The 18,500-nt window shown below is 70.1% G+C and carries 19 protein-coding genes; 11 read left to right on the forward strand and 8 right to left on the reverse strand.

What is annotated here, in order from left to right:
• The first annotated feature begins 238 nt into the window (after positions 1-238).
• Positions 239-814 carry a dCTP deaminase gene (gene dcd, locus AB0J57_RS13780; RefSeq protein ID WP_064067207.1) on the forward strand — a complete coding sequence of 192 codons (576 nt, stop codon included), beginning with the start codon at positions 239-241 and terminating at the stop codon, positions 812-814.
• 2 nt (positions 815-816) lie between these two features.
• Positions 817-1,314, forward strand: a complete 498-nt coding sequence (locus tag AB0J57_RS13785) for a phosphoribosyltransferase (RefSeq protein ID WP_366128282.1) — start codon at positions 817-819, stop codon at positions 1,312-1,314.
• A gap of 60 nt (positions 1,315-1,374) precedes the next feature.
• Here the strand turns inward: AB0J57_RS13785 and AB0J57_RS13790 are convergent, their stop codons facing one another.
• Entirely contained in the window at positions 1,375-2,244 is an 870-nt protein-coding gene (locus tag AB0J57_RS13790; RefSeq protein ID WP_366128283.1) for a Yip1 family protein, read from the reverse strand.
• Positions 2,245-2,473: 229 nt separating this feature from the next.
• On the opposite strand from AB0J57_RS13790, the gene AB0J57_RS13795 reads away from it, so the two are divergent.
• Positions 2,474-3,163, forward strand: a complete 690-nt coding sequence (locus AB0J57_RS13795) for a hypothetical protein (RefSeq protein WP_366128284.1) — start codon at positions 2,474-2,476, stop codon at positions 3,161-3,163.
• Positions 3,164-3,220: 57 nt separating this feature from the next.
• Here AB0J57_RS13795 and AB0J57_RS13800 read toward each other — a convergent pair whose 3' ends face one another.
• Together AB0J57_RS13800 and AB0J57_RS13805 are read right to left on the reverse strand one after the other, a co-directional pair.
• Positions 3,221-5,488: a (Fe-S)-binding protein gene (locus AB0J57_RS13800; protein WP_366128285.1), complete on the reverse strand. Its 2,268-nt coding sequence runs from the start codon at positions 5,486-5,488 to the stop codon at positions 3,221-3,223.
• A gap of 86 nt (positions 5,489-5,574) precedes the next feature.
• Positions 5,575-6,168, reverse strand: a complete 594-nt coding sequence (locus tag AB0J57_RS13805; protein ID WP_366128286.1) for a sugar transferase — start codon at positions 6,166-6,168, stop codon at positions 5,575-5,577.
• A 232-nt stretch (positions 6,169-6,400) separates the two neighbouring features.
• Here AB0J57_RS13805 and dnaK point away from each other — a divergent pair, with 232 nt between their 5' ends.
• From dnaK to AB0J57_RS13825, 4 genes are all read left to right on the forward strand, one after another.
• Complete coding sequence (dnaK, locus tag AB0J57_RS13810; RefSeq protein ID WP_366128287.1) at positions 6,401-8,254, forward strand: molecular chaperone DnaK; 1,854 nt, start codon at positions 6,401-6,403, stop codon at positions 8,252-8,254.
• Positions 8,251-8,931, forward strand: coding sequence for a nucleotide exchange factor GrpE (grpE, locus tag AB0J57_RS13815; protein ID WP_366128288.1), 681 nt, complete (start codon positions 8,251-8,253; stop codon positions 8,929-8,931). The genes dnaK and grpE overlap by 4 nt, the downstream gene beginning before the upstream one ends.
• An 87-nt stretch (positions 8,932-9,018) precedes the next feature.
• Positions 9,019-10,194, forward strand: a complete 1,176-nt coding sequence (gene dnaJ, locus AB0J57_RS13820) for a molecular chaperone DnaJ (RefSeq protein WP_366128289.1) — start codon at positions 9,019-9,021, stop codon at positions 10,192-10,194.
• 1 nt (position 10,195) lies between these two features.
• Positions 10,196-10,642 (forward strand): helix-turn-helix domain-containing protein, encoded by a 447-nt coding sequence (locus AB0J57_RS13825; RefSeq protein ID WP_366128291.1) that lies wholly within the window; start codon positions 10,196-10,198, stop codon positions 10,640-10,642.
• 82 nt (positions 10,643-10,724) lie between these two features.
• Here the strand turns inward: AB0J57_RS13825 and AB0J57_RS13830 are convergent, their stop codons facing one another.
• Positions 10,725-11,195: a hypothetical protein gene (locus tag AB0J57_RS13830; protein WP_366128292.1), complete on the reverse strand. Its 471-nt coding sequence runs from the start codon at positions 11,193-11,195 to the stop codon at positions 10,725-10,727.
• 2 nt (positions 11,196-11,197) lie between these two features.
• Entirely contained in the window at positions 11,198-12,178 is a 981-nt protein-coding gene (locus AB0J57_RS13835) for a helix-turn-helix transcriptional regulator (protein WP_126885621.1), read from the reverse strand.
• Between the two features lie 132 nt (positions 12,179-12,310).
• Between AB0J57_RS13835 and AB0J57_RS13840 the strand changes: the two genes are divergently transcribed.
• Both AB0J57_RS13840 and AB0J57_RS13845 read left to right on the forward strand, forming a co-directional pair.
• The gene (locus tag AB0J57_RS13840; protein ID WP_366128293.1) at positions 12,311-12,613 is read left to right on the forward strand and encodes a hypothetical protein; all 303 of its coding nucleotides are present in this window, start codon (positions 12,311-12,313) and stop codon (positions 12,611-12,613) included.
• Positions 12,610-12,927, forward strand: a complete 318-nt coding sequence (locus AB0J57_RS13845; RefSeq protein ID WP_366128295.1) for a (2Fe-2S)-binding protein — start codon at positions 12,610-12,612, stop codon at positions 12,925-12,927. The genes AB0J57_RS13840 and AB0J57_RS13845 overlap by 4 nt, the downstream gene beginning before the upstream one ends.
• Before the next feature lie 109 nt (positions 12,928-13,036).
• On the opposite strand, the gene AB0J57_RS13850 is transcribed toward AB0J57_RS13845, so the two are convergent.
• Entirely contained in the window at positions 13,037-13,450 is a 414-nt protein-coding gene (locus AB0J57_RS13850) for a pyridoxamine 5'-phosphate oxidase family protein (RefSeq protein ID WP_366128296.1), read from the reverse strand.
• Positions 13,451-13,570: 120 nt separating this feature from the next.
• Between AB0J57_RS13850 and clpB the strand changes: the two genes are divergently transcribed.
• The gene (gene clpB, locus AB0J57_RS13855) at positions 13,571-16,156 is read left to right on the forward strand and encodes an ATP-dependent chaperone ClpB (RefSeq protein ID WP_366128297.1); all 2,586 of its coding nucleotides are present in this window, start codon (positions 13,571-13,573) and stop codon (positions 16,154-16,156) included.
• Positions 16,157-16,182: 26 nt separating this feature from the next.
• Here clpB and AB0J57_RS13860 read toward each other — a convergent pair whose 3' ends face one another.
• Positions 16,183-16,614: a hypothetical protein gene (locus AB0J57_RS13860; RefSeq protein ID WP_366128298.1), complete on the reverse strand. Its 432-nt coding sequence runs from the start codon at positions 16,612-16,614 to the stop codon at positions 16,183-16,185.
• Positions 16,615-16,718: 104 nt separating this feature from the next.
• Between AB0J57_RS13860 and AB0J57_RS13865 the strand changes: the two genes are divergently transcribed.
• Positions 16,719-17,255, forward strand: a complete 537-nt coding sequence (locus tag AB0J57_RS13865) for a YbjN domain-containing protein (RefSeq protein ID WP_366128300.1) — start codon at positions 16,719-16,721, stop codon at positions 17,253-17,255.
• 13 nt (positions 17,256-17,268) lie between these two features.
• On the opposite strand, the gene AB0J57_RS13870 is transcribed toward AB0J57_RS13865, so the two are convergent.
• Positions 17,269-18,402, reverse strand: a complete 1,134-nt coding sequence (locus tag AB0J57_RS13870) for a hypothetical protein (RefSeq protein WP_366128519.1) — start codon at positions 18,400-18,402, stop codon at positions 17,269-17,271.
• Positions 18,403-18,500: the final 98 nt, after the last annotated feature.

The following is an 18,500-nucleotide window of genomic DNA, read 5'->3' on the forward strand; positions in this document are numbered from 1 at the left end:
ACCGTCGTCCGCTGTGCCGAAGGGCATGTGTTCAGTACCGCTTCGTTCCCGATGCAGCAGCTCGGTGCCGGCCGGATCGGGCCCGGGCGGTTGTTGCGGTGTCCGCGGTGTGCGCGGTTGCGGCAGGCCGTGCCCGTGGAGCTGGAGCGGCGGTAGCGGGGAGTAGCCGGAAGTGGTGGTGAGCGCGCGGGGGCCGTCCGATTGGGGCGGGCCCGCGCGCTCTGCGTATCCTCGGGGAGTGCTTCTCTCAGACAAGGACATCCGGGCCGAGATCGACGCCGGGCGGGTACGTATCGACCCGTACGACGACTCCATGGTGCAGCCCTCGAGCATCGACGTGCGGCTGGACCGCTACTTCCGGGTGTTCGAGAACCACCGCTACCCCCACATCGATCCGGCCGTCGAGCAGGCGGACCTCACGCGGCTGGTCGAGCCGGAGGGGGACGAGGCGTTCATCCTGCACCCGGGCGAGTTCGTGCTCGCGTCGACGTACGAGGTGATCAGCCTGCCTGATGATCTCGCTTCGCGGCTCGAAGGGAAGAGTTCACTCGGGCGGCTCGGGCTGGTGACCCACTCGACCGCCGGGTTCATCGACCCCGGCTTCTCCGGGCACGTGACGCTCGAGCTGTCGAACCTCGCCACGCTGCCGATCAAGCTCTGGCCGGGCATGAAGATCGGGCAGCTCTGCATGTTCCGCCTCAGCTCGCCGGCGGAGTTCCCGTACGGCAGTGAGCGCTACGGGTCGCGGTACCAGGGGCAGCGGGGGCCGACCGCCTCGCGGTCCTTCCAGAACTTCCATCGGACGCAGGTGTGAGCATGAGTGACGTACGGGAGAACCTGACCTACGAGAAGTTCGGGACCGCGATCCGCGAGCTGGCGCAGAGCATCGCGGACGACGGGTACGAGCCCGACATCGTGCTGAGCATCGCCCGCGGCGGCGTCTTCGTCGCCGGTGGGCTCGCGTACGCCCTGGACTGCAAGAACATCCACCTGGTCAATGTGGAGTTCTACACCGGGGTCGGGACGACCTTGGAGATGCCGGTGATGCTCGCGCCGGTGCCCAACGTGATCGACTTCAGCGACAAGAAGGTGCTGATCGCCGACGACGTCGCCGACACCGGCAAGACGCTGAAGCTCGTCCACGACTTCTGCCTCGGCGCGGTCGCCGAGGTGCGCAGCGCGGTCATCTACGAGAAGTCGCACTCCCTCGTGAAGTGCGAGTACGTGTGGAAGAAGACCGACGAGTGGATCAACTTCCCGTGGAGCGTCGAGCCGCCCGTCGTGAAGCGTGAGGGCCAGGTCCTCGACGCCTGACGGACACCGGTACGTGAAAGGCCCCCGCCTTGGCGGGGGCCTTCGTCGTACGTACGCCGCTCAGATCGTGCCCAGCTTGATCAGCGACAGCAGCGCCACGAGCTGGATCGCCGACGCGCCCAGCGCCTTCGGCCACGGCAGGTCGTGCGACTTGCTCACCATCGACGTGAACAGCGCTCCCGCCGCCAGCCAGGACAGCCAGCCCACGACCTGTACGAGGGTGTTCTCGCCGCCCAGGAACAGGGCGAACAGCAGGCGCGGCGCGTCCGTCATCGCCATGATCAGCATCGAGAGGCCGACCGTCGGCTGCCAGGCGCCGTCGCCGCCGAGCTGGCGCGCCAGGGTGTGGGTGACGGCACCCATGATCAGACCGCCGACGACGAACATGACGCCGGTGACGAGGACGTACGGGATCGCCGTCGACAGCGTGGCGTTGATCGCCTCCTCGCGGGCCTGGTCGAACCCGAAGAGGGCCAGCAGGCCGTAGAGGAACGTCACGACCAGCGCGGGGCCCCACACGGCGTGGTCGCGCATCTGCCAGAACGTCGGGCCCGGGCGCAGCACGATGCCGCTGAGCAACTGCTTCCAGTGCAGGCGCGGGCCTGCCGGGGCGGGGGCGGCGCCGGCCTGGTACGTGGCGCCGTCGCCGTACGTGTCGGGCCCGGCGGCGTACGCCTCGTCGTGGATGCTGAACGCCCGGGTGTGGCCCGGGTTGTTCGCCGCGTACGGGTCGTGCGGGGCGGCGGGGGGCTGCTGCTGGTACGGGTCGCCGAAGTACTCCGGCTCGCCGTACTGCTGCTGCCCCTGGGGCCACTGCTGCTGCGGGCCCGTGTACGGGGGCGGCGCTGCCGCGCTGCCGTACGGCGCCTGCTGCGGTTGTTGTTGCGGGGTGCGGTTGTCCCGGCCGCGTCCGATCCTGAATCCAGCCACGTCACCGAACGTACCCGGTCCGGCCGTGTCGGGTGGACGGGCCCGGGAACGGGGGGTCGTTTGCTGCTGAGCTGTGACATCCCCTAGGGGTTGGATTCGTCCAGGATTGACCTATTCATGAGGTTGTGCTGATGGCTATGGCTGTTCGTTACCGTACTGAGGCGTAGGTCACACGAGGGGCCTCTAGCTTCGTGGGTGTCGGTTTTCGCACGAATGACGAAGGATGCCCATGCGTAGCACCACCCTCCGTACCGCCGCCATCGCGACCGGCCTGGTCGCCGCCCTCACCCTCCCGGCCACGGCTGCCTTCGCCGCCGACGACGTACCGGGACCGGAGCAGGGGCAGGTCAGTCAGGAGCAGGTCAGTCAGGAGCAGGTCAGCCAGGAGCAGGTCAGTGTCGTGCGGGACCTCGTGAAGTCCGTCCGGCTCGCCGACGGGTCCACCGCCCGGGTCTACCAGCTCGGCGAGAACCACTACGAGGCCGAGATATGGGCCGGCGGCGACAGGCTCGACACCCTCCGCACCACCGGCGCCCCGGCGTATGGGCAGAACAACGGCCTCCATGTCGTCCTTCAGCCCGACGGGTCCGTCACTTCTTGGGTGGAGAGCGGTACGAAGCAGCAGCGGCAGAACAAGCCCGTACGCGTCCACATGCCCGACGGACGCATCGCCGCGCTCGGCGAGAGCAAGCACGGGCCCCGTGCCGACATCTCCATGCCCAACGGCAACCGCCTCGGCACGCTCACCCTCAAGCACCCCTCCGCCCTCAACGACGGCTGGACCTACAAGATCGTCAACGGTGGCAAGGGCTTCAAGGGGCGCTACAAGTTCGTCGTCATCGACGGCAGGCACGGCGGCAGTAGCTGGGTCTACAGCTTCCAGGGCCAACTGATCGAGCGGTACAGCGTCCAGAAATGAGAACCGGCCGGACCCGCCCCTCCGGGCAGGTCCGGCCGTTCACACTCGTACGGCGGGCTACTTCACCGGCTCCGGCTCCGTGTCCGCGTCCGTGTCCTCCGCCGGGGACTCCTCCAGCGGCTTCTTGACGGACTCCAGCAGGAGCTGGGCCACGTCCACGACCTGGAGGTTCTCCTTCGCCTTGCCGTCGTTCTTCTTGCCGTTCACGGAGTCCGTGAGCATCACGAGGCAGAAGGGGCAGGCGGTGGAGACGATGTCCGGGTTCAGGGACAGGGCCTCGTCGACGCGCTCGGTGTTGATGCGCTTGCCGATCCGCTCCTCCATCCACATCCGCGCGCCACCGGCGCCGCAGCAGAAGCCGCGCTCCTTGTGGCGGTGCATCTCCTGCTGGCGCAGGCCCGGGACGGCCGACATGATCTCGCGCGGCGGCGTGTAGACCTTGTTGTGGCGGCCCAGGTAGCACGGGTCGTGGTACGTGATCAGGCCGTCGACCGGCGTGACCGGGATCAGCTTGCCCTCGTCGATGAGGTGCTGGAGCAACTGCGTGTGGTGGATGACCTCGAACTCGCCGCCCAACTGCGGGTACTCGTTCGCGATCGTGTTGAAGCAGTGCGGGCAGGTCGCGACGATCTTCTTCGCCGACTTGGGCTTCTTGGTCGACTCGTCCTCGTCGTCCTCGCCGAACGCCATGTTCAGCATCGCCACGTTCTCCTGGCCGAGCTGCTGGAACAGCGGCTCGTTGCCCAGGCGGCGGGCGGAGTCACCCGTGCACTTCTCGTCGCCGCCCATGATCGCGAACTTGACGCCCGCCATGTGCAGCAGCTCCGCGAAGGCCTTGGTGGTCTTCTTGGCCCGGTCCTCCAGGGCGCCCGCGCAGCCGACCCAGTACAGGTAGTCGACCTCGGACAGGTCCTCGATGTCCTTGCCGACGATCGGGACCTCGAAGTCGACCTCCTTGGTCCACTCCACGCGCTGCTTCTTGGCCAGGCCCCAGGGGTTGCCCTTCTTCTCCAGGTTCTTGAGCATCGTGCCCGCCTCGGACGGGAAGGCGGACTCGATCATCACCTGGTAGCGGCGCATGTCGACGATGTGGTCGACGTGCTCGATGTCGACCGGGCACTGCTCCACGCACGCACCGCAGGTGGTGCAGGACCACAGCACGTCCGGGTCGATGACGCCGTTCTCCTCCAGCGTGCCGATCAGCGGCCGCTCGGCCTCGGCGAGGGCGGAGGCGGGGACGTCCTTGAGGGCCTCCTCGGACGCCTTCTCCTCGCCCTCCATCGTCTTGCCGCCGCCCGCCAGCAGGTACGGCGCCTTGGCGTGCGCGTGGTCGCGCAGCGACATGATGAGCAGCTTCGGGGAGAGCGGCTTGCCCGTGTTCCAGGCGGGGCACTGCGACTGGCAGCGGCCGCACTCGGTGCAGGTGGAGAAGTCGAGCAGGCCCTTCCAGGAGAAGTGCTCGACCTGGGAGACGCCGTAGACGTCGTCGTCGCCCGGGTCCTCGAAGTCGATCGGCTTCCCGCCGGAGGTCATGGGCTGGAGCGCGCCGAGCGCGGTCGAGCCGTCTGCGTTGCGCTTGAACCAGATGTTGGGGAACGCCAGGAAGCGGTGCCAGGCCACACCCATGTTGGTGTTGAGCGAGACCGTGATCATCCAGATCAGCGATACGCCGATCTTGATCATCGCGACGAGGTAGACCAGGTTCTGCAGTGCGCCGACCGACAGGCCCTCGAAGGCCAGGACCAGCGGGTACGACGCGAAGTAGGCGGCCTCGTAGTGGTCCACGTGGTGCAGGGCACCCTCCAGGCCGCGCAGCACGTAGATCGCCAGGCCGATGGTGAGGATCACGTACTCGACGAAGTACGCCTGCCACGCCTTGGAGCCCGCGAAGCGGGACTTGCGGCCGGCCCGGGAGGGCAGGCTCAGCAGGCGGATCACCATCAGGACGGCGATGCCCAGGACGGTCATCACGCCGATGAACTCGATGTACAGCTCGAACGGCAGGAAGCCGCCGATGACCGGCAGCACCCAGTCGGCCTGGAAGAGCTGGCCGTACGCCTGGGCGAGGGTCGGCGGCAGCGTCAGGAAGCCGACCGCCACGAACCAGTGGGCGATGCCGACGATGCCCCATCGGTTCATCCGCGTGTGACCGAGGAACTCCCGGACCAGCGTGACACTGCGCTGGTAGGGGTTGTCGGTCCGGGTGCCGGCGGGGACCGGCTGGCCCAGCTTGAAGTGGCGGACGAACTGGCCGATGGCGCGGGCGAGCAGCGCAACGCCGACCACGGTCAGGGTCAGCGACACAATGATCGCGGCGAGTTGCATGGAGGCTCCTCGGGCCTGCGAGGGTGGGAGAACGTGGGCACTACTACTAAGCGGTAACTTATTCAGTTCGTGCTGAGCGTACCCACTTATTCCGCCGCACTGTAGCCGCGCACGCGGTGATCTGCGTCGCTCAGGTGAGCCTGACCCGCCACCCTCCACGGCCTGGGCAACGTCCGTAGCAGGAGTGCGAGGTCCAGGCCGATCCACCGGTGCTCCACGTAGTGCTGGTCGAGCAGCAGCGGCTCGTCCCAGGGGAGCGTGGAAGCGCGCCGGACCTGGGCCAGGCCGGTCAGTCCCGGCCTGACGCTGCGGCGCCACGGGGCGTGGGCGGCCGGGTCGCCGGGCGGCAGGGGCGCCGGGCCGACGAGCGACATCTCGCCGCGTACGACGTGGGGCAGCCGGGACAGCACGTGCAGCCCGAAGCGGCGCGTGCGGAGGTGGCGGAGCGTGAAGGGGTGGCCGCCGAGGCCGGCTCTGGTCTCCGTCACGAAGACGCCGCCGGCCGGCCGTCTCAGTGCGGTCGCGACCGTGGCCGCAAGGAGCAGCGGGGCCACCAGTGCGAGCAGCGCCGAGCCGAGGGTCAGATCGAGGATGCGCTTCGGGTCCGGGGAGGGGTGGGGCGGGCCGGGGGCGGGGAGGGACCGCGGCTCGGGGGAGGGGTGCGGCGGGGAGGGGCGCATGGGCACACCACCTGACAACTTTGCGACTTATGCGGCTTTTGGTTCGTTCTTTGAACGATCGCACGGTTGTGTGCGAGGTGGTAGTGGTTCGCGGGTACGCGGCGGGTCGTGCGGCGGGCTGCGTGAGCCGAGCCGCATAAGTTGAGCGTAAGTGACTCAACTCTGTTGACTCCGGTGCGGCCGTCGTGCATCCTTGAGCCTGTTCCACTCAAGTCAGTTGGAGGAATCGAAAATGGCACGTGCGGTCGGCATCGACCTGGGCACGACTAACTCCGTCGTCAGCGTTCTGGAAGGCGGCGAGCCCACCGTCATCACCAACGCCGAGGGCGCCAGGACCACGCCGTCCGTCGTCGCCTTTGCCAAGAACGGCGAGGTGCTCGTCGGCGAGGTGGCCAAGCGCCAGGCGGTCACGAACGTCGACCGGACCATCCGGTCCGTCAAGCGTCACATGGGCACCGACTGGAAGATCGAGCTCGACGGGAAGAACTTCAACCCGCAGCAGATCAGCGCCTTCATCCTGCAGAAGCTGAAGCGCGACGCCGAGGCGTACCTGGGCGAGAAGGTCACCGACGCGGTGATCACCGTTCCGGCGTACTTCAACGACTCCGAGCGCCAGGCCACCAAGGAGGCCGGTGAGATCGCGGGCCTCAACGTCCTGCGCATCGTCAACGAGCCGACGGCCGCCGCCCTCGCGTACGGCCTGGACAAGGACGACCAGACCATCCTGGTCTTCGACCTCGGTGGCGGCACCTTCGACGTCTCGCTGCTGGAGATCGGCGACGGCGTCGTCGAGGTGAAGGCCACCAACGGTGACAACCACCTCGGTGGTGACGACTGGGACCAGCGCGTCGTCGACTACCTGGTCAAGCAGTTCCAGTCCGGGCACGGTGTCGACCTGTCCAAGGACAAGATGGCCCTCCAGCGCCTCCGCGAGGCCGCCGAGAAGGCCAAGATCGAGCTGTCCTCGTCCACCGAGACCTCGATCAACCTGCCCTACATCACGGCGTCCGCCGAGGGCCCGCTGCACCTGGACGAGAAGCTCACGCGCGCCCAGTTCCAGCAGCTCACCGCGGACCTGCTGGAGCGCTGCAAGACGCCGTTCCACAACGTGATCAAGGACGCGGGCATCCAGCTCTCCGAGATCGACCACGTCGTTCTCGTCGGTGGCTCCACCCGTATGCCGGCCGTCGCCGAGCTCGTCAAGGAGCTGACCGGCGGCAAGGAGGCCAACAAGGGCGTCAACCCGGACGAGGTCGTCGCCATCGGCGCCTCGCTCCAGGCCGGTGTCCTCAAGGGTGAGGTCAAGGACGTCCTGCTCCTCGACGTGACCCCGCTGTCCCTCGGTATCGAGACCAAGGGCGGCATCATGACCAAGCTGATCGAGCGCAACACCACGATCCCGACCAAGCGCTCGGAGATCTTCACGACGGCGGAGGACAACCAGCCGTCGGTGCAGATCCAGGTCTACCAGGGCGAGCGCGAGATCGCGGCGTACAACAAGAAGCTCGGCATGTTCGAGCTGACCGGCCTTCCGCCGGCCCCGCGTGGCGTCCCGCAGATCGAGGTCTCCTTCGACATCGACGCCAACGGCATCATGCACGTGACCGCCAAGGACCTGGGCACGGGCAAGGAGCAGAAGATGACCGTCACCGGCGGCTCCTCGCTGCCGAAGGACGAGGTCGACCGGATGCGTGAGGAGGCCGAGCGGTACGCGGAGGAGGACCACAAGCGCCGCGAGGCCGCCGAGACCCGCAACCAGGGCGAGCAGCTCGTCTACCAGACGGAGAAGTTCCTCAAGGACAACGAGGACAAGGTTCCGGGCGACGTCAAGACCGAGGTCGAGACGGCGGTGAACGAGCTCAAGGAGAAGCTGAAGGGCGAGGACACCGCCGAGATCCGCACCGCCACGGAGAAGGTCGCGGCCGTCTCGCAGAAGCTCGGCCAGGCCATGTACGCGGACGCCCAGGCCGCGGGCGGGGCCGCCGGTGCCGGTGAGGCTCCGGGTGCCGCCCAGGGTGCCGCTGCCGACGACGATGTCGTCGACGCCGAGATCGTCGACGACGAGAAGCCGAAGGGGGCCGCATGACGGAGGAGACCCCGGGCTTCGAGGAGAAGCCCGACGTCCCCTCCGGCGCCGCGCCTGACGACGCCGACGCCGCCGGTGCCACTCCCTCCGCGAACGCCGCGGAGGAGGGCCCGGCGGCCCCGGCAGGGGACGCCACCGCACAGATCGCCGGCCTGACGGCCCAGCTCGACCAGGCCCGCACCGCGCTCGGCGAGCGCACCGCGGACCTGCAGCGGCTCCAGGCCGAGTACCAGAACTACCGCCGCCGGGTCGAGCGCGACCGGGTCACGGTCAAGGAGATCGCCGTGGCGAACCTCCTGACCGAGCTCCTGCCGGTGCTCGACGACATCGGCCGCGCCCGTGAGCACGGCGAGCTGGTGGGCGGCTTCAAGTCGGTGGCCGAATCGCTGGAGACGGTCGCCGCCAAGATGGGCCTCCAGCAGTTCGGCAAGGAGGGCGAGCCCTTCGACCCGACGATCCACGAGGCGCTGATGCACTCGTACGCGCCGGACGTCACCGAGACGACCTGCGTCGCGATCCTTCAGCCGGGGTATCGCATCGGCGAGCGGACCATCAGGCCCGCCCGCGTCGCGGTGGCCGAGCCCCAGCCCGGGGCGGCCCCGGCCGCCCAGGCGGCGCCCAAGGAAGAACAGCAGAAGCCGGCCGACGAGGAGAGCGGTGGCCCCGAGGAGGGCTGACGCGTTGACCGGCGGCGCGTTGACCGGTAGCGCATTGACCGGTAACGCGCCGGCCGGTGATCGGAAGGAACGGAAGGAGGGACGTCGATGAGCACGAAGGACTTCGTGGAGAAGGACTACTACAAGGTTCTCGGCGTCCCCAAGGACGCCACCGAGGCCGAGATCAAGAAGGCGTACCGGAAGCTCGCCCGCGAGTTCCACCCGGACGCCAACAAGGGTGACGCGGGCGCGGAGGCGCGCTTCAAGGAGATCTCCGAGGCGAACGACATCCTCGGCGACCCCAAGAAGCGCAAGGAGTACGACGACGCCCGCGCCCTGTTCGGCAACGGTGGCTTCCGGCCCGGCCCGGGCGGCGGGCCCGGCGGCACGTTCAACTTCGACCTGGGCGACCTCTTCGGCGGCGCCCAGGGCGGACCCGGTGCCGGCGGCTTCGGCGGCGGTCTCGGGGACGTGTTCGGCGGCCTGTTCAACCGGGGCGGCGCGGGCACCCGCACGCAGCCGCGCCGGGGCCAGGACATCGAGTCCGAGGTGACGCTCAGCTTCACCGAGGCGGTCGACGGGGCCACGGTCCCGCTGCGCATGTCCAGCCAGCAGCCCTGCAAGGCCTGTTCGGGCACCGGCGACAGGAACGGCACGCCCCGCGTGTGCCCGACCTGTGTCGGCACCGGACAGGTCTCGCGCGGCGGCAGCGGCTCCTTCTCGCTGACCGACCCGTGCGTGGACTGCAAGGGCCGCGGGCTCATCGCCCAGGACCCGTGCGAGGTCTGCCACGGCAGCGGCCGCGCCAAGTCGTCCCGCACCATGCAGGTCCGCATCCCCGCGGGCGTTTCCGACGGGCAGCGCATCCGGCTGCGCGGCAAGGGCGCGCCCGGCGAGCGGGGCGGCCCGGCCGGTGACCTGTACGTGGTCGTCCACGTCGACGCCCACCCGGTCTTCGGCCGCAAGGGCGACAACCTGACCGTCACGGTGCCCGTCACCTTCGACGAGGCGGCGCTCGGCGGCGAGATCAGGGTGCCGACCCTCGGCGGGCCCGCGGTCACGCTCAAGATCCCGGCCGGCACGCCCAACGGCCGCACCATGCGTGCCCGCGGCAAGGGCGCCGTCCGCAAGGACGGCACGCGCGGGGACCTGCTCGTCACCGTCGAGGTGGCCGTGCCCAAGGACCTGAGCGACAAGGCGCGCGAGGCGCTCGAAACGTACCGGGAGGCCACGGCGGGTGAGGACCCGCGGGCCGAGCTGTTCCAGGCCGCGAAGGGGGCTTGAGATGGACGGACGCCGTCGCAATCCGTACGAGCTGACCGACGAGACACCGGTGTACGTCATCTCGGTGGCGGCCCAGTTGAGCGGGCTGCACCCGCAGACGCTGCGCCAGTACGACCGGCTGGGCCTGGTCTCGCCGGACCGTACGGCGGGGCGGGGCAGGCGCTACTCGGCCCGCGACATCGAGCTGCTGCGTCAGGTGCAGCAGTTGTCGCAGGACGAGGGCATCAACCTGGCGGGCATCAAGCGGATCATCGAGCTGGAGAACCAGGTCGCCGCCCTCCAGGCCAGGGTCGCCGAGCTGAGCGCGGCGGTCGAGGGCGCGGCGGCGGCGATGCGGCAGCGCGAGGCCCAGGTGCACGCCTCGTACCGGCGCGACCTGGTGCCCTACCAGGACGTGCAGCAGGCGGGCGCGCTGGTGGTGTGGCGTCCGCCCAAGCGCGGCGAGTGACACGGCGTTCACATGCCCGACAGGCCCCTTCCGTTCCGGCGGAGGGGGCCTTTCGCACGCGGCCGGCCGCGCGCCCGCGCCGCTAGGGGATCAGTTCCGTCACGACGTCGAGGGCCGTCTCCCACATCGGCTGGGCGCCCGTCCCGAAGGCCGCCGCGAGGGCGGTGCCGAGGGCGACGTCCTGGGCCAGGACCTTGGCGTCCTCGCGCCAGTCGGCGGTGACGCGGCCATCGCCGGAGGACTCCAGCTCGCCGAGCCGACGGCCGTCGCGCAGCAGCCGGCTCTCCCCGTACGAGCACGGCACGAGCCGGTAGCGGGTGTCACCGACACGCGCGTCGACGCGGTAGGAGCGCCGGGACAGCCGGCCCTTGGCGGGGGAGATCCGGGCCGGGCGGCCGTCGACGGTGAGCGTCAGCAGGGCGGGGTCGCGGGTGCCGATGGGGATGTGCGGGTGGCGTTCCGTGCCGGGCTCACGGACGAGGCGTACGTGGGGCAGGCCGGGGCCGGTGACGTCGAGCGTGCCGGCGCCGGTGTCCAGCGTGATGTTCGGCATGGTCAGTGATCTTGCTCCAGGATGCCGGACTTGGCGATCAGGTATCCCAGTTGGGCCCGGCTCCCGCTGCCGAGGACGGAGGCGAGCTTGGCGATGTGGGCGCGGCAGGTCCGTACGTTCATGCCGAGGCGGCGGGCGATGGCCTCGTCGACATGGCCCTCGACGAGGAGCTTGGCGATGGAGCGCTGGACGCCGCTGATGCCGTCCGACTTCAGGTCGTAGGGGATCTCCTCGTTGATGGGCACGGCGAGCTGCCAGAACTGGTCGAAGACCCCGGCGAGGTAGGCCACCAGGCCGGGGTGGCGCAGTTCCAGGGCGACTTGGCGGTCGCTGCGCGCCGGTACGAAGGCGACTTCGCGGTCGACGATGATCAGCCGGTCGATGATCTGCTCCAGGGTGCGCACCTGCACCTCCGGACCCACGTGCTCCAGGTACGTGAGCGTCAACTCGGTGTGCCGGGCGGTGTGCTGGTAGAGCGTGCGCATCCGGATGCCCCGGCCGAGCAGGGGCCGCACCCGGCGCAGGGCCTCGCTCAGCCCGTGGGCGGGGCGTCCGCCGCCGGGCTGGACGGTCAGCAGCTCCTTCTCGCAGCCGGCGACCACGCGGTCCAGCGTGGCGTTGATGCGGCTCAGGCCCTCCAGCACGGTGATGGCGTGCGTGGTGGGCGCGTTCTGGGCGCTGATGGCCATGAATGGCTCGAACGCGTCGGACAGTTCGACTGTAAGACGTCTACGCTCCAGGATCTCGCGCTCGATGGGCTGGAGCAGTTGCGCCAGCGCGGAGGAGGGCGGCACGGGACGGAGCCACTGGGCGTCGTCCGGGTCGGGGTGCAGCAGCGCCAGGTCGAGGAGACAGGGCACCTCATCCGCCTCTGACCGGGGTATTCGTCCGCTGCGCAAGGCGTTCGCGTAGAGCTCGGAACCCGCCTCGCACAGCTCCGTGTGGGAATGGGGGTGGCCAGGCTTGTCCGGTTTTACGCTCATCTGTACACCCCCAGGCTCCTGCATCTCAGGAACATGATGCCTGTCGTAGGTGGTGGAAGCGTGGAGAGTGAGCAATCGTCGTAGCCGCGGGGGTTGGAAAGAGACGTTGCCTTCAAGTGAGGTTGCTCGGTGATGACGAAGAGACTCATACGCGCAGTGGTTGCCAGTGCGTTCATCGCTGCCGGCGCGGTAGGGGTTCTGGGGGCGGCCGAGGGTCAGGACTCGCAGGCGGCTCCCGGCACCGGAACCACGACGCAGGACCCCGGCTGGACCGCCGCGCCCGCCAAGTCGGGCCTGACCGTGAACGACCCCTCGTGGACCGCCGAACCCGTCAGGTCGGGTACGGCCGCGCTCGACCCCGGCTGGACCGCCGCGTCACCCGCGGGGTCGGGGCGGGCGGCGAACGACCCCGGCTGGACCCTCGTCGGCGCATGAACGTTCCCGACGACTCGCGCTTCCGGCGCGAGATGGCATCCGCTTACCGTTCCGGGTGGCATTTCATCGACCTCGTCACGGCTGTGCCGCACAGTGGCGATTCGTTGATGGTCACCCTCTTCGGGGAGCCGATCGTCATCACGCGCGGAGAAGACGAGGACATCCGAGCCTACCGATGCCTTCGGCGGCCCCGCGGAGCTCCGCAGCCCGTCCGATGTGCCATCCGGTACGGCATGATTTTCGTCAACCTCGACCAGCGTGACCACCAGCTCGTCGAGTCGGAGACCACCACCGCCACCCCCCGCAGCGCCTGAGCGGTTCCCCCGTCGTTGTAAATCGCTCAGGTGCTTCCCCCACACAGCGGCGCCATCGTGGACCTGAACACGATGGCGCCGCTGTGCTGTGCGCGTAGGCCCGCGGACGCTAGGCGCGCCCCATCGCCCGCGTCAGGGCGATCTCGATGACGACCCGGTCCGGGTTGGGCGACGGTGTGCGGCCGTAGCGGGCCGCGTAACGCTCCACCGCGTCGGCGACGACCTCCGGCTCCGTACGGATCCTCGCGACGCCCTCCAGGGTCGCCCAGCGCCCCTTGTCGACCTGGCACACCGCCACCCGCGCGCCGTCGGGGCCCGCCGCCAGGACGTTGGCGACCTTGCGGCTGTGCTTGTTGGTGATCACCCGGGCGATGCCCTTCTCGCCGCCCTCGGGGTCGTACGTCACGCCCACCGCCACGACGTGCGGCGTGCCGTCCGGCCGGGGCGTGGTCAGGGTGGACATGTGGTACTCGCGCCAGAAGCCGAGGTACGAATCGCCGGGGTCGCGGGGGTCGATGGCCATGCCCGCGAACCTACCGGCGACCGGTGTCCCGAACCACCCTTGAGTGGAATAGACTCAACTTTACGTACGTTCGATGAGTCATAGTCGTCAGACCCGTGGTACGAGGAGGAGAGACCGCCCGTGGACGCCGAGCTGACCAACAAGAGCCGGGATGCGCTGAACGCCGCGACCAGCCGTGCCGTGTCCGAAGGGCACCCGGACCTGACCCCCGCGCACCTGCTGCTCGCGCTGCTCGCGGGCCAGGACAACGAGAACATCGTCGACCTGCTCGCCGCCGTCGACGCCGACCAGGCCGCCGTGCGCTCCGGTGCCGAGCGCGCGCTCGCCGCCCAGCCCAGCGTCACCGGCTCCACCGTGGCGCCGCCGCAGCCCAACCGCGAGCTGCTCGCCGTCATCGCCGACGCCTCGCAGCGCGCCAAGGACCTCGGCGACGAATACCTGTCGACCGAGCACCTGCTCATCGGCATCGCGGCCAAGGGCGGCCGGGCCGGCGAGGTGCTGACCGAGCAGGGAGCCAGTGCCAGGAAGCTGCTGGACGCGTTCGAGAAGGCGAGGGGAGGGCGCCGGGTGACGACCCCCGACCCGGAGGGCCAGTACAAGGCCCTGGAGAAGTTCGGTACGGATTTCACGGCCGCCGCCCGGGACGGCAAGCTCGACCCCGTCATCGGCCGGGACCAGGAGATCCGCCGCGTCGTGCAGGTGCTGTCCCGGCGTACCAAGAACAACCCGGTGCTCATCGGCGAGCCCGGCGTCGGCAAGACCGCCGTCGTCGAGGGCCTCGCCCAGCGCATCGTCAAGGGCGACGTCCCCGAGAGCCTGAAGAACAAGCGCCTGGTCGCCCTCGACCTCGGTGCGATGGTGGCCGGTGCCAAGTACCGGGGCGAGTTCGAGGAGCGCCTGAAGACCGTCCTGTCCGAGATCAAGGCCAGCGACGGCCAGATCATCACCTTCATCGACGAGCTGCACACCGTCGTCGGCGCGGGCGCCGGCGGGGACTCCGCCATGGACGCGGGCAACATGCTCAAGCCCATGCTCGCCCGCGGTGAGCTGCGCATGGTCGGCGCGACGACCCTCGACGAGTACCGCGAGCGCATCGAGAAGGACCCCGCCCTGGAGCGCCGCTTCCAGCAGGTCCTGGTCGCCGAGCCGACCGTCGAGGACACCATCGCGATCCTCCGCGGCCTCAAGGGCCGGTACGAGGCCCACCACAAGGTCCAGATCGCCGACTCGGCCCTGGTCGCCGCCGCCACGCTCTCCGACCGGTACATCACCTCCCGCTTCCTGCCGGACAAGGCCATCGACCTCGTCGACGAGGCCGCGTCCCGGCTGCGGATGGAGATCGACTCCTCGCCCGTCGAGATCGACGAGCTCCAGCGCGCCGTCGACCGCCTCCGCATGGAGGAACTGGCGCTGAAGAACGAGTCCGACCCCGCCTCCGTGCAGCGCCTGGAGAAGCTGCGCCGCGACCTCGCCGACAAGGAGGAGGAGCTGCGCGGCCTGACCGCCCGCTGGGAGAAGGAGAAGCAGGGCCTCAACCGCGTCGGTGAGCTCAAGGGGCAGCTCGACGACCTGCGCGGCCAGGCCGAGCGCGCCCAGCGCGACGGCGACTTCGACACCGCCTCCAAGCTGCTGTACGGCGAGATCCCGGCCGTGGAGCGGGAGCTGGAGGCGGCCAGCGCGGCCGAGCAGGAGGCCGCCAAGGACACGATGGTCAAGGACGAGGTCGGCGCCGACGACATCGCCGACGTCGTCGGCTCCTGGACCGGCATCCCGGCGGGCCGGCTGCTGGAGGGCGAGACGCAGAAGCTGCTGCGCATGGAGGACGAGATCGGCCGCCGGCTGATCGGCCAGACCGAGGCCGTACGGGCGGTGTCCGACGCGGTGCGCCGCACCCGCGCCGGGATCTCCGACCCCGACCGGCCCACCGGCTCGTTCCTCTTCCTCGGCCCGACCGGTGTCGGCAAGACCGAGCTGGCCAAGGCGCTCGCGGACTTCCTCTTCGACGACGAGCGGGCGATGGTCCGCGTCGACATGAGCGAGTACGGCGAGAAGCACAGCGTCGCCCGCCTCGTCGGCGCGCCCCCCGGCTACGTCGGGTACGAGGAGGGCGGCCAGCTCACGGAGGCGGTGCGCCGCCGCCCGTACAGCGTCGTCCTGCTCGACGAGGTGGAGAAGGCCCACCCGGAGGTCTTCGACATCCTGCTCCAGGTGCTGGACGACGGCCGGCTGACCGACGGTCAGGGCCGCACGGTCGACTTCCGCAACACCATCCTGATCCTCACGTCCAACCTGGGCAGCCACTTCCTGATGGACCCGGTCACCCCGGAGGAGCAGAAGAAGGAGCAGGTGCTGGAGACGGTGAGGGCCTCCTTCAAGCCGGAGTTCCTCAACCGCCTCGACGACATCGTCGTCTTCTCGGCCCTCGACCGGGACCAGCTCGCCCACATCGCCCGGCTCCAGATCGACCGCCTGGCGGCCCGCCTCGCCGAGCGCCGGCTCACCCTGGACGTCACCCCGGCGGCCCTGGACTGGCTCGCCGCCGAGGGCTTCGACCCGGCGTACGGCGCCCGCCCGCTGCGCCGCCTGGTCCAGACGGCCATCGGCGACCGGCTCGCCAAGGAGATCCTCGCGGGCGAGGTCAGCGACGGCGACACGGTCCGGGTGGACCGGGCCGGGGAGGGGCTGATCGTGGGCGCGGCGCAGTAAGGCGCTACAGGTCGAAGGCTAAGGCGCTACAGGTCAAACGCGCGCAGGCGTACGAGGGCGGTGTCCCCGTCCTCGTACGTCATCTCCACGTCCACCGCCGCGAGGTCGGCGTCGTCCCACTCCGCGCGCAGGCACAGGTCCGTCTCGCAGGACACGGAGCGCTCCGCCGCCGGGTAGGTCGCCGACAGCCAGCGCTTCGCCTCAGCGCGGGGCATCCGGAAATCGGCCGTGACGTACGTGTCCTGCCAGTGGGCGGCCGTGCACCGGGCGTCCCGGGCGGTGTCCGGCAGGGTGGCGCGCGCGAAGGCCAGCGCGTCGGTGCAGGGCACCTGCTGTGTCCTCCCCGCCTCGCTCCAGGCGTACGCGCCCCAGATGACGCAGCCGCCCGGCAGCCCGAGCAGCACCACTGCCAGGCCGATCCAGGTCCACCGCCGCGCGCGCAACGATCTCCTCCCCATGGGCGCCGATCCTGTCAGCTCGCAGCGGATCGCCGTGTCCGGGGTTGCCAGTCCCGGCCCGGCATGGGAGAGGATGGCTGCAATCGTTCGAAGGGAAATTCACGGTGAGCATCGACCCGGCCTCCATTCCGAATTTCGGTGGCCAGCCCCAGCCTGAACAGGCCACAGGACCGGCGGGCCCCGTCGTCCCCGACCAGGACCTCGTCAAGCAGCTCCTGGAGCAGATGGAGCTCAAGTACGTCATCGACGACGAGGGCGACCTCGCGGCTCCGTGGGAGGAGTTCCGCACGTACTTCATGTTCCGCGGCGAGGGCGAGCAGCAGGTCTTCTCGGTGCGGACCTTCTACGACCGCCCGCACCCGGTCGAGAACCGCGCGCAGATCCTGGAGACGATCGACGACTGGAACCGCCGCACCCTGTGGCCGAAGGTCTACACGCACCTCCACGAGGACGAGCAGGGCGGCGCGACCGTGCGGCTCATCGGCGAGGCGCAGATGCTGATCGGCACCGGCGTCAGCCTGGAGCACTTCGTGCAGTCGACGGTGAGCTGGGTGCGCGCGTCGATCGAGTTCGACAAGTGGCTCGTGGAGCAGTTCGGCCTTGAGTCCGAGGGCGACGCCGAGCCCGGCGACGAGGCCTGAGCCCCACCGGGACCTACAGCGCCATCGGGGCGAGCGTCAGCAGGTACGTCCCGTAGCCGAACGACACCCCGGCGAGGGCGGTGACCACCACGGCCGCCGCCCTCGGCCGGGCCCGGCGCAGCGCGCACGCCACCGGCAGCAGAAGCGGGAAGGCCGGGAGCAGGAAGCGCGGCTTGGACTCGAAGAACCCGGACCCGCCCACCGCGATGACCACCAGCACCGCCGTGTACACCAGCAGCGGCAGCGGTGGCCGCTCCAGCACCAGCAGCGCGCACAGCACGACCCCCACACCGGTGAGCAGCAGCGCCACCGTGAAGCCGAGGTCCATCGGCCTGGTCATCACCGTGCGGACGAAGCCGAAGGTCCCCACCCCGAAGTCGAACCGCGACGTCCAGCCCGCCTGCACGGCGAAGTACCCGCCCAGCGGATCGCCCTTGCGCACCCCCACCCACAGCAGGTAGCCCACCCAGCCCACAGGTGCCACCGCCGCCCCGGCCCACAGCCGCCAGTCGGTGCGCCGCTCGCTCCGGAACAGGCGGTACGCCTCGTACGCCGCCGCCGCGCCGACCGCCGCCGCCACCGCGATCCCGTTCGGCCGCGCCGCCCCGGCCAGCGCCGCGAGCGCGCCCGCCCACAGCCAGCGGCGGGTGAGCACCGCGTACAGCGACCAGGCCGCGAACGCCGTGAGCAGCGGCTCCGTGTACGCCATGCACAGCACGATCGAGTGCGGCAGCAGGCCCCACAGCAGCACCAGCGTGGTGGCGACGCCCCGCCCGTACAGCCGCTCGCCGATCAGGAAGATGCCCCACGCGGCCGCGCCCGCCGCCGCCCAGGCGACCAGCAGCCCCGCCGTCCCGCCCGCCACCGGCACCAGGGTCGTCACCGCGCGTACGAGACCGGGGTACAGGGGGAAGAACGCCAGGTCCGACTGGACGGCGCCGTCCGGCCAGTACAGGGTCGTGCCGTAGCCGTACGCGGCGATCGCCAGGTACCAGTCGGAGTCCCAGGACAGGGCCAGCAGGGCGCGCGGCGAGCGGCCGGTGTGCCACGCCCACAGCGCCATCACCGTCATCCCGGTGAGCCGGGCCGCGGCGAACAGCCCCAGTGCCGGTGCCGCGCGGTGCAGGGCGGCGAGCCGGCGCGGCACCGGGCGGGCGCCGGAGGCTGTCACGTGGTCGAAGGTCTCGGCGGACAGGGTGCACCTCCGTGCGCGCGTGAGCGGTCACCCCGACCTTGGGCGCCGCC

The organism is Streptomyces sp. NPDC049837 (assembly GCF_040674455.1).
Taxonomy (GTDB): Bacteria; Actinomycetota; Actinomycetes; order Streptomycetales; family Streptomycetaceae; genus Streptomyces.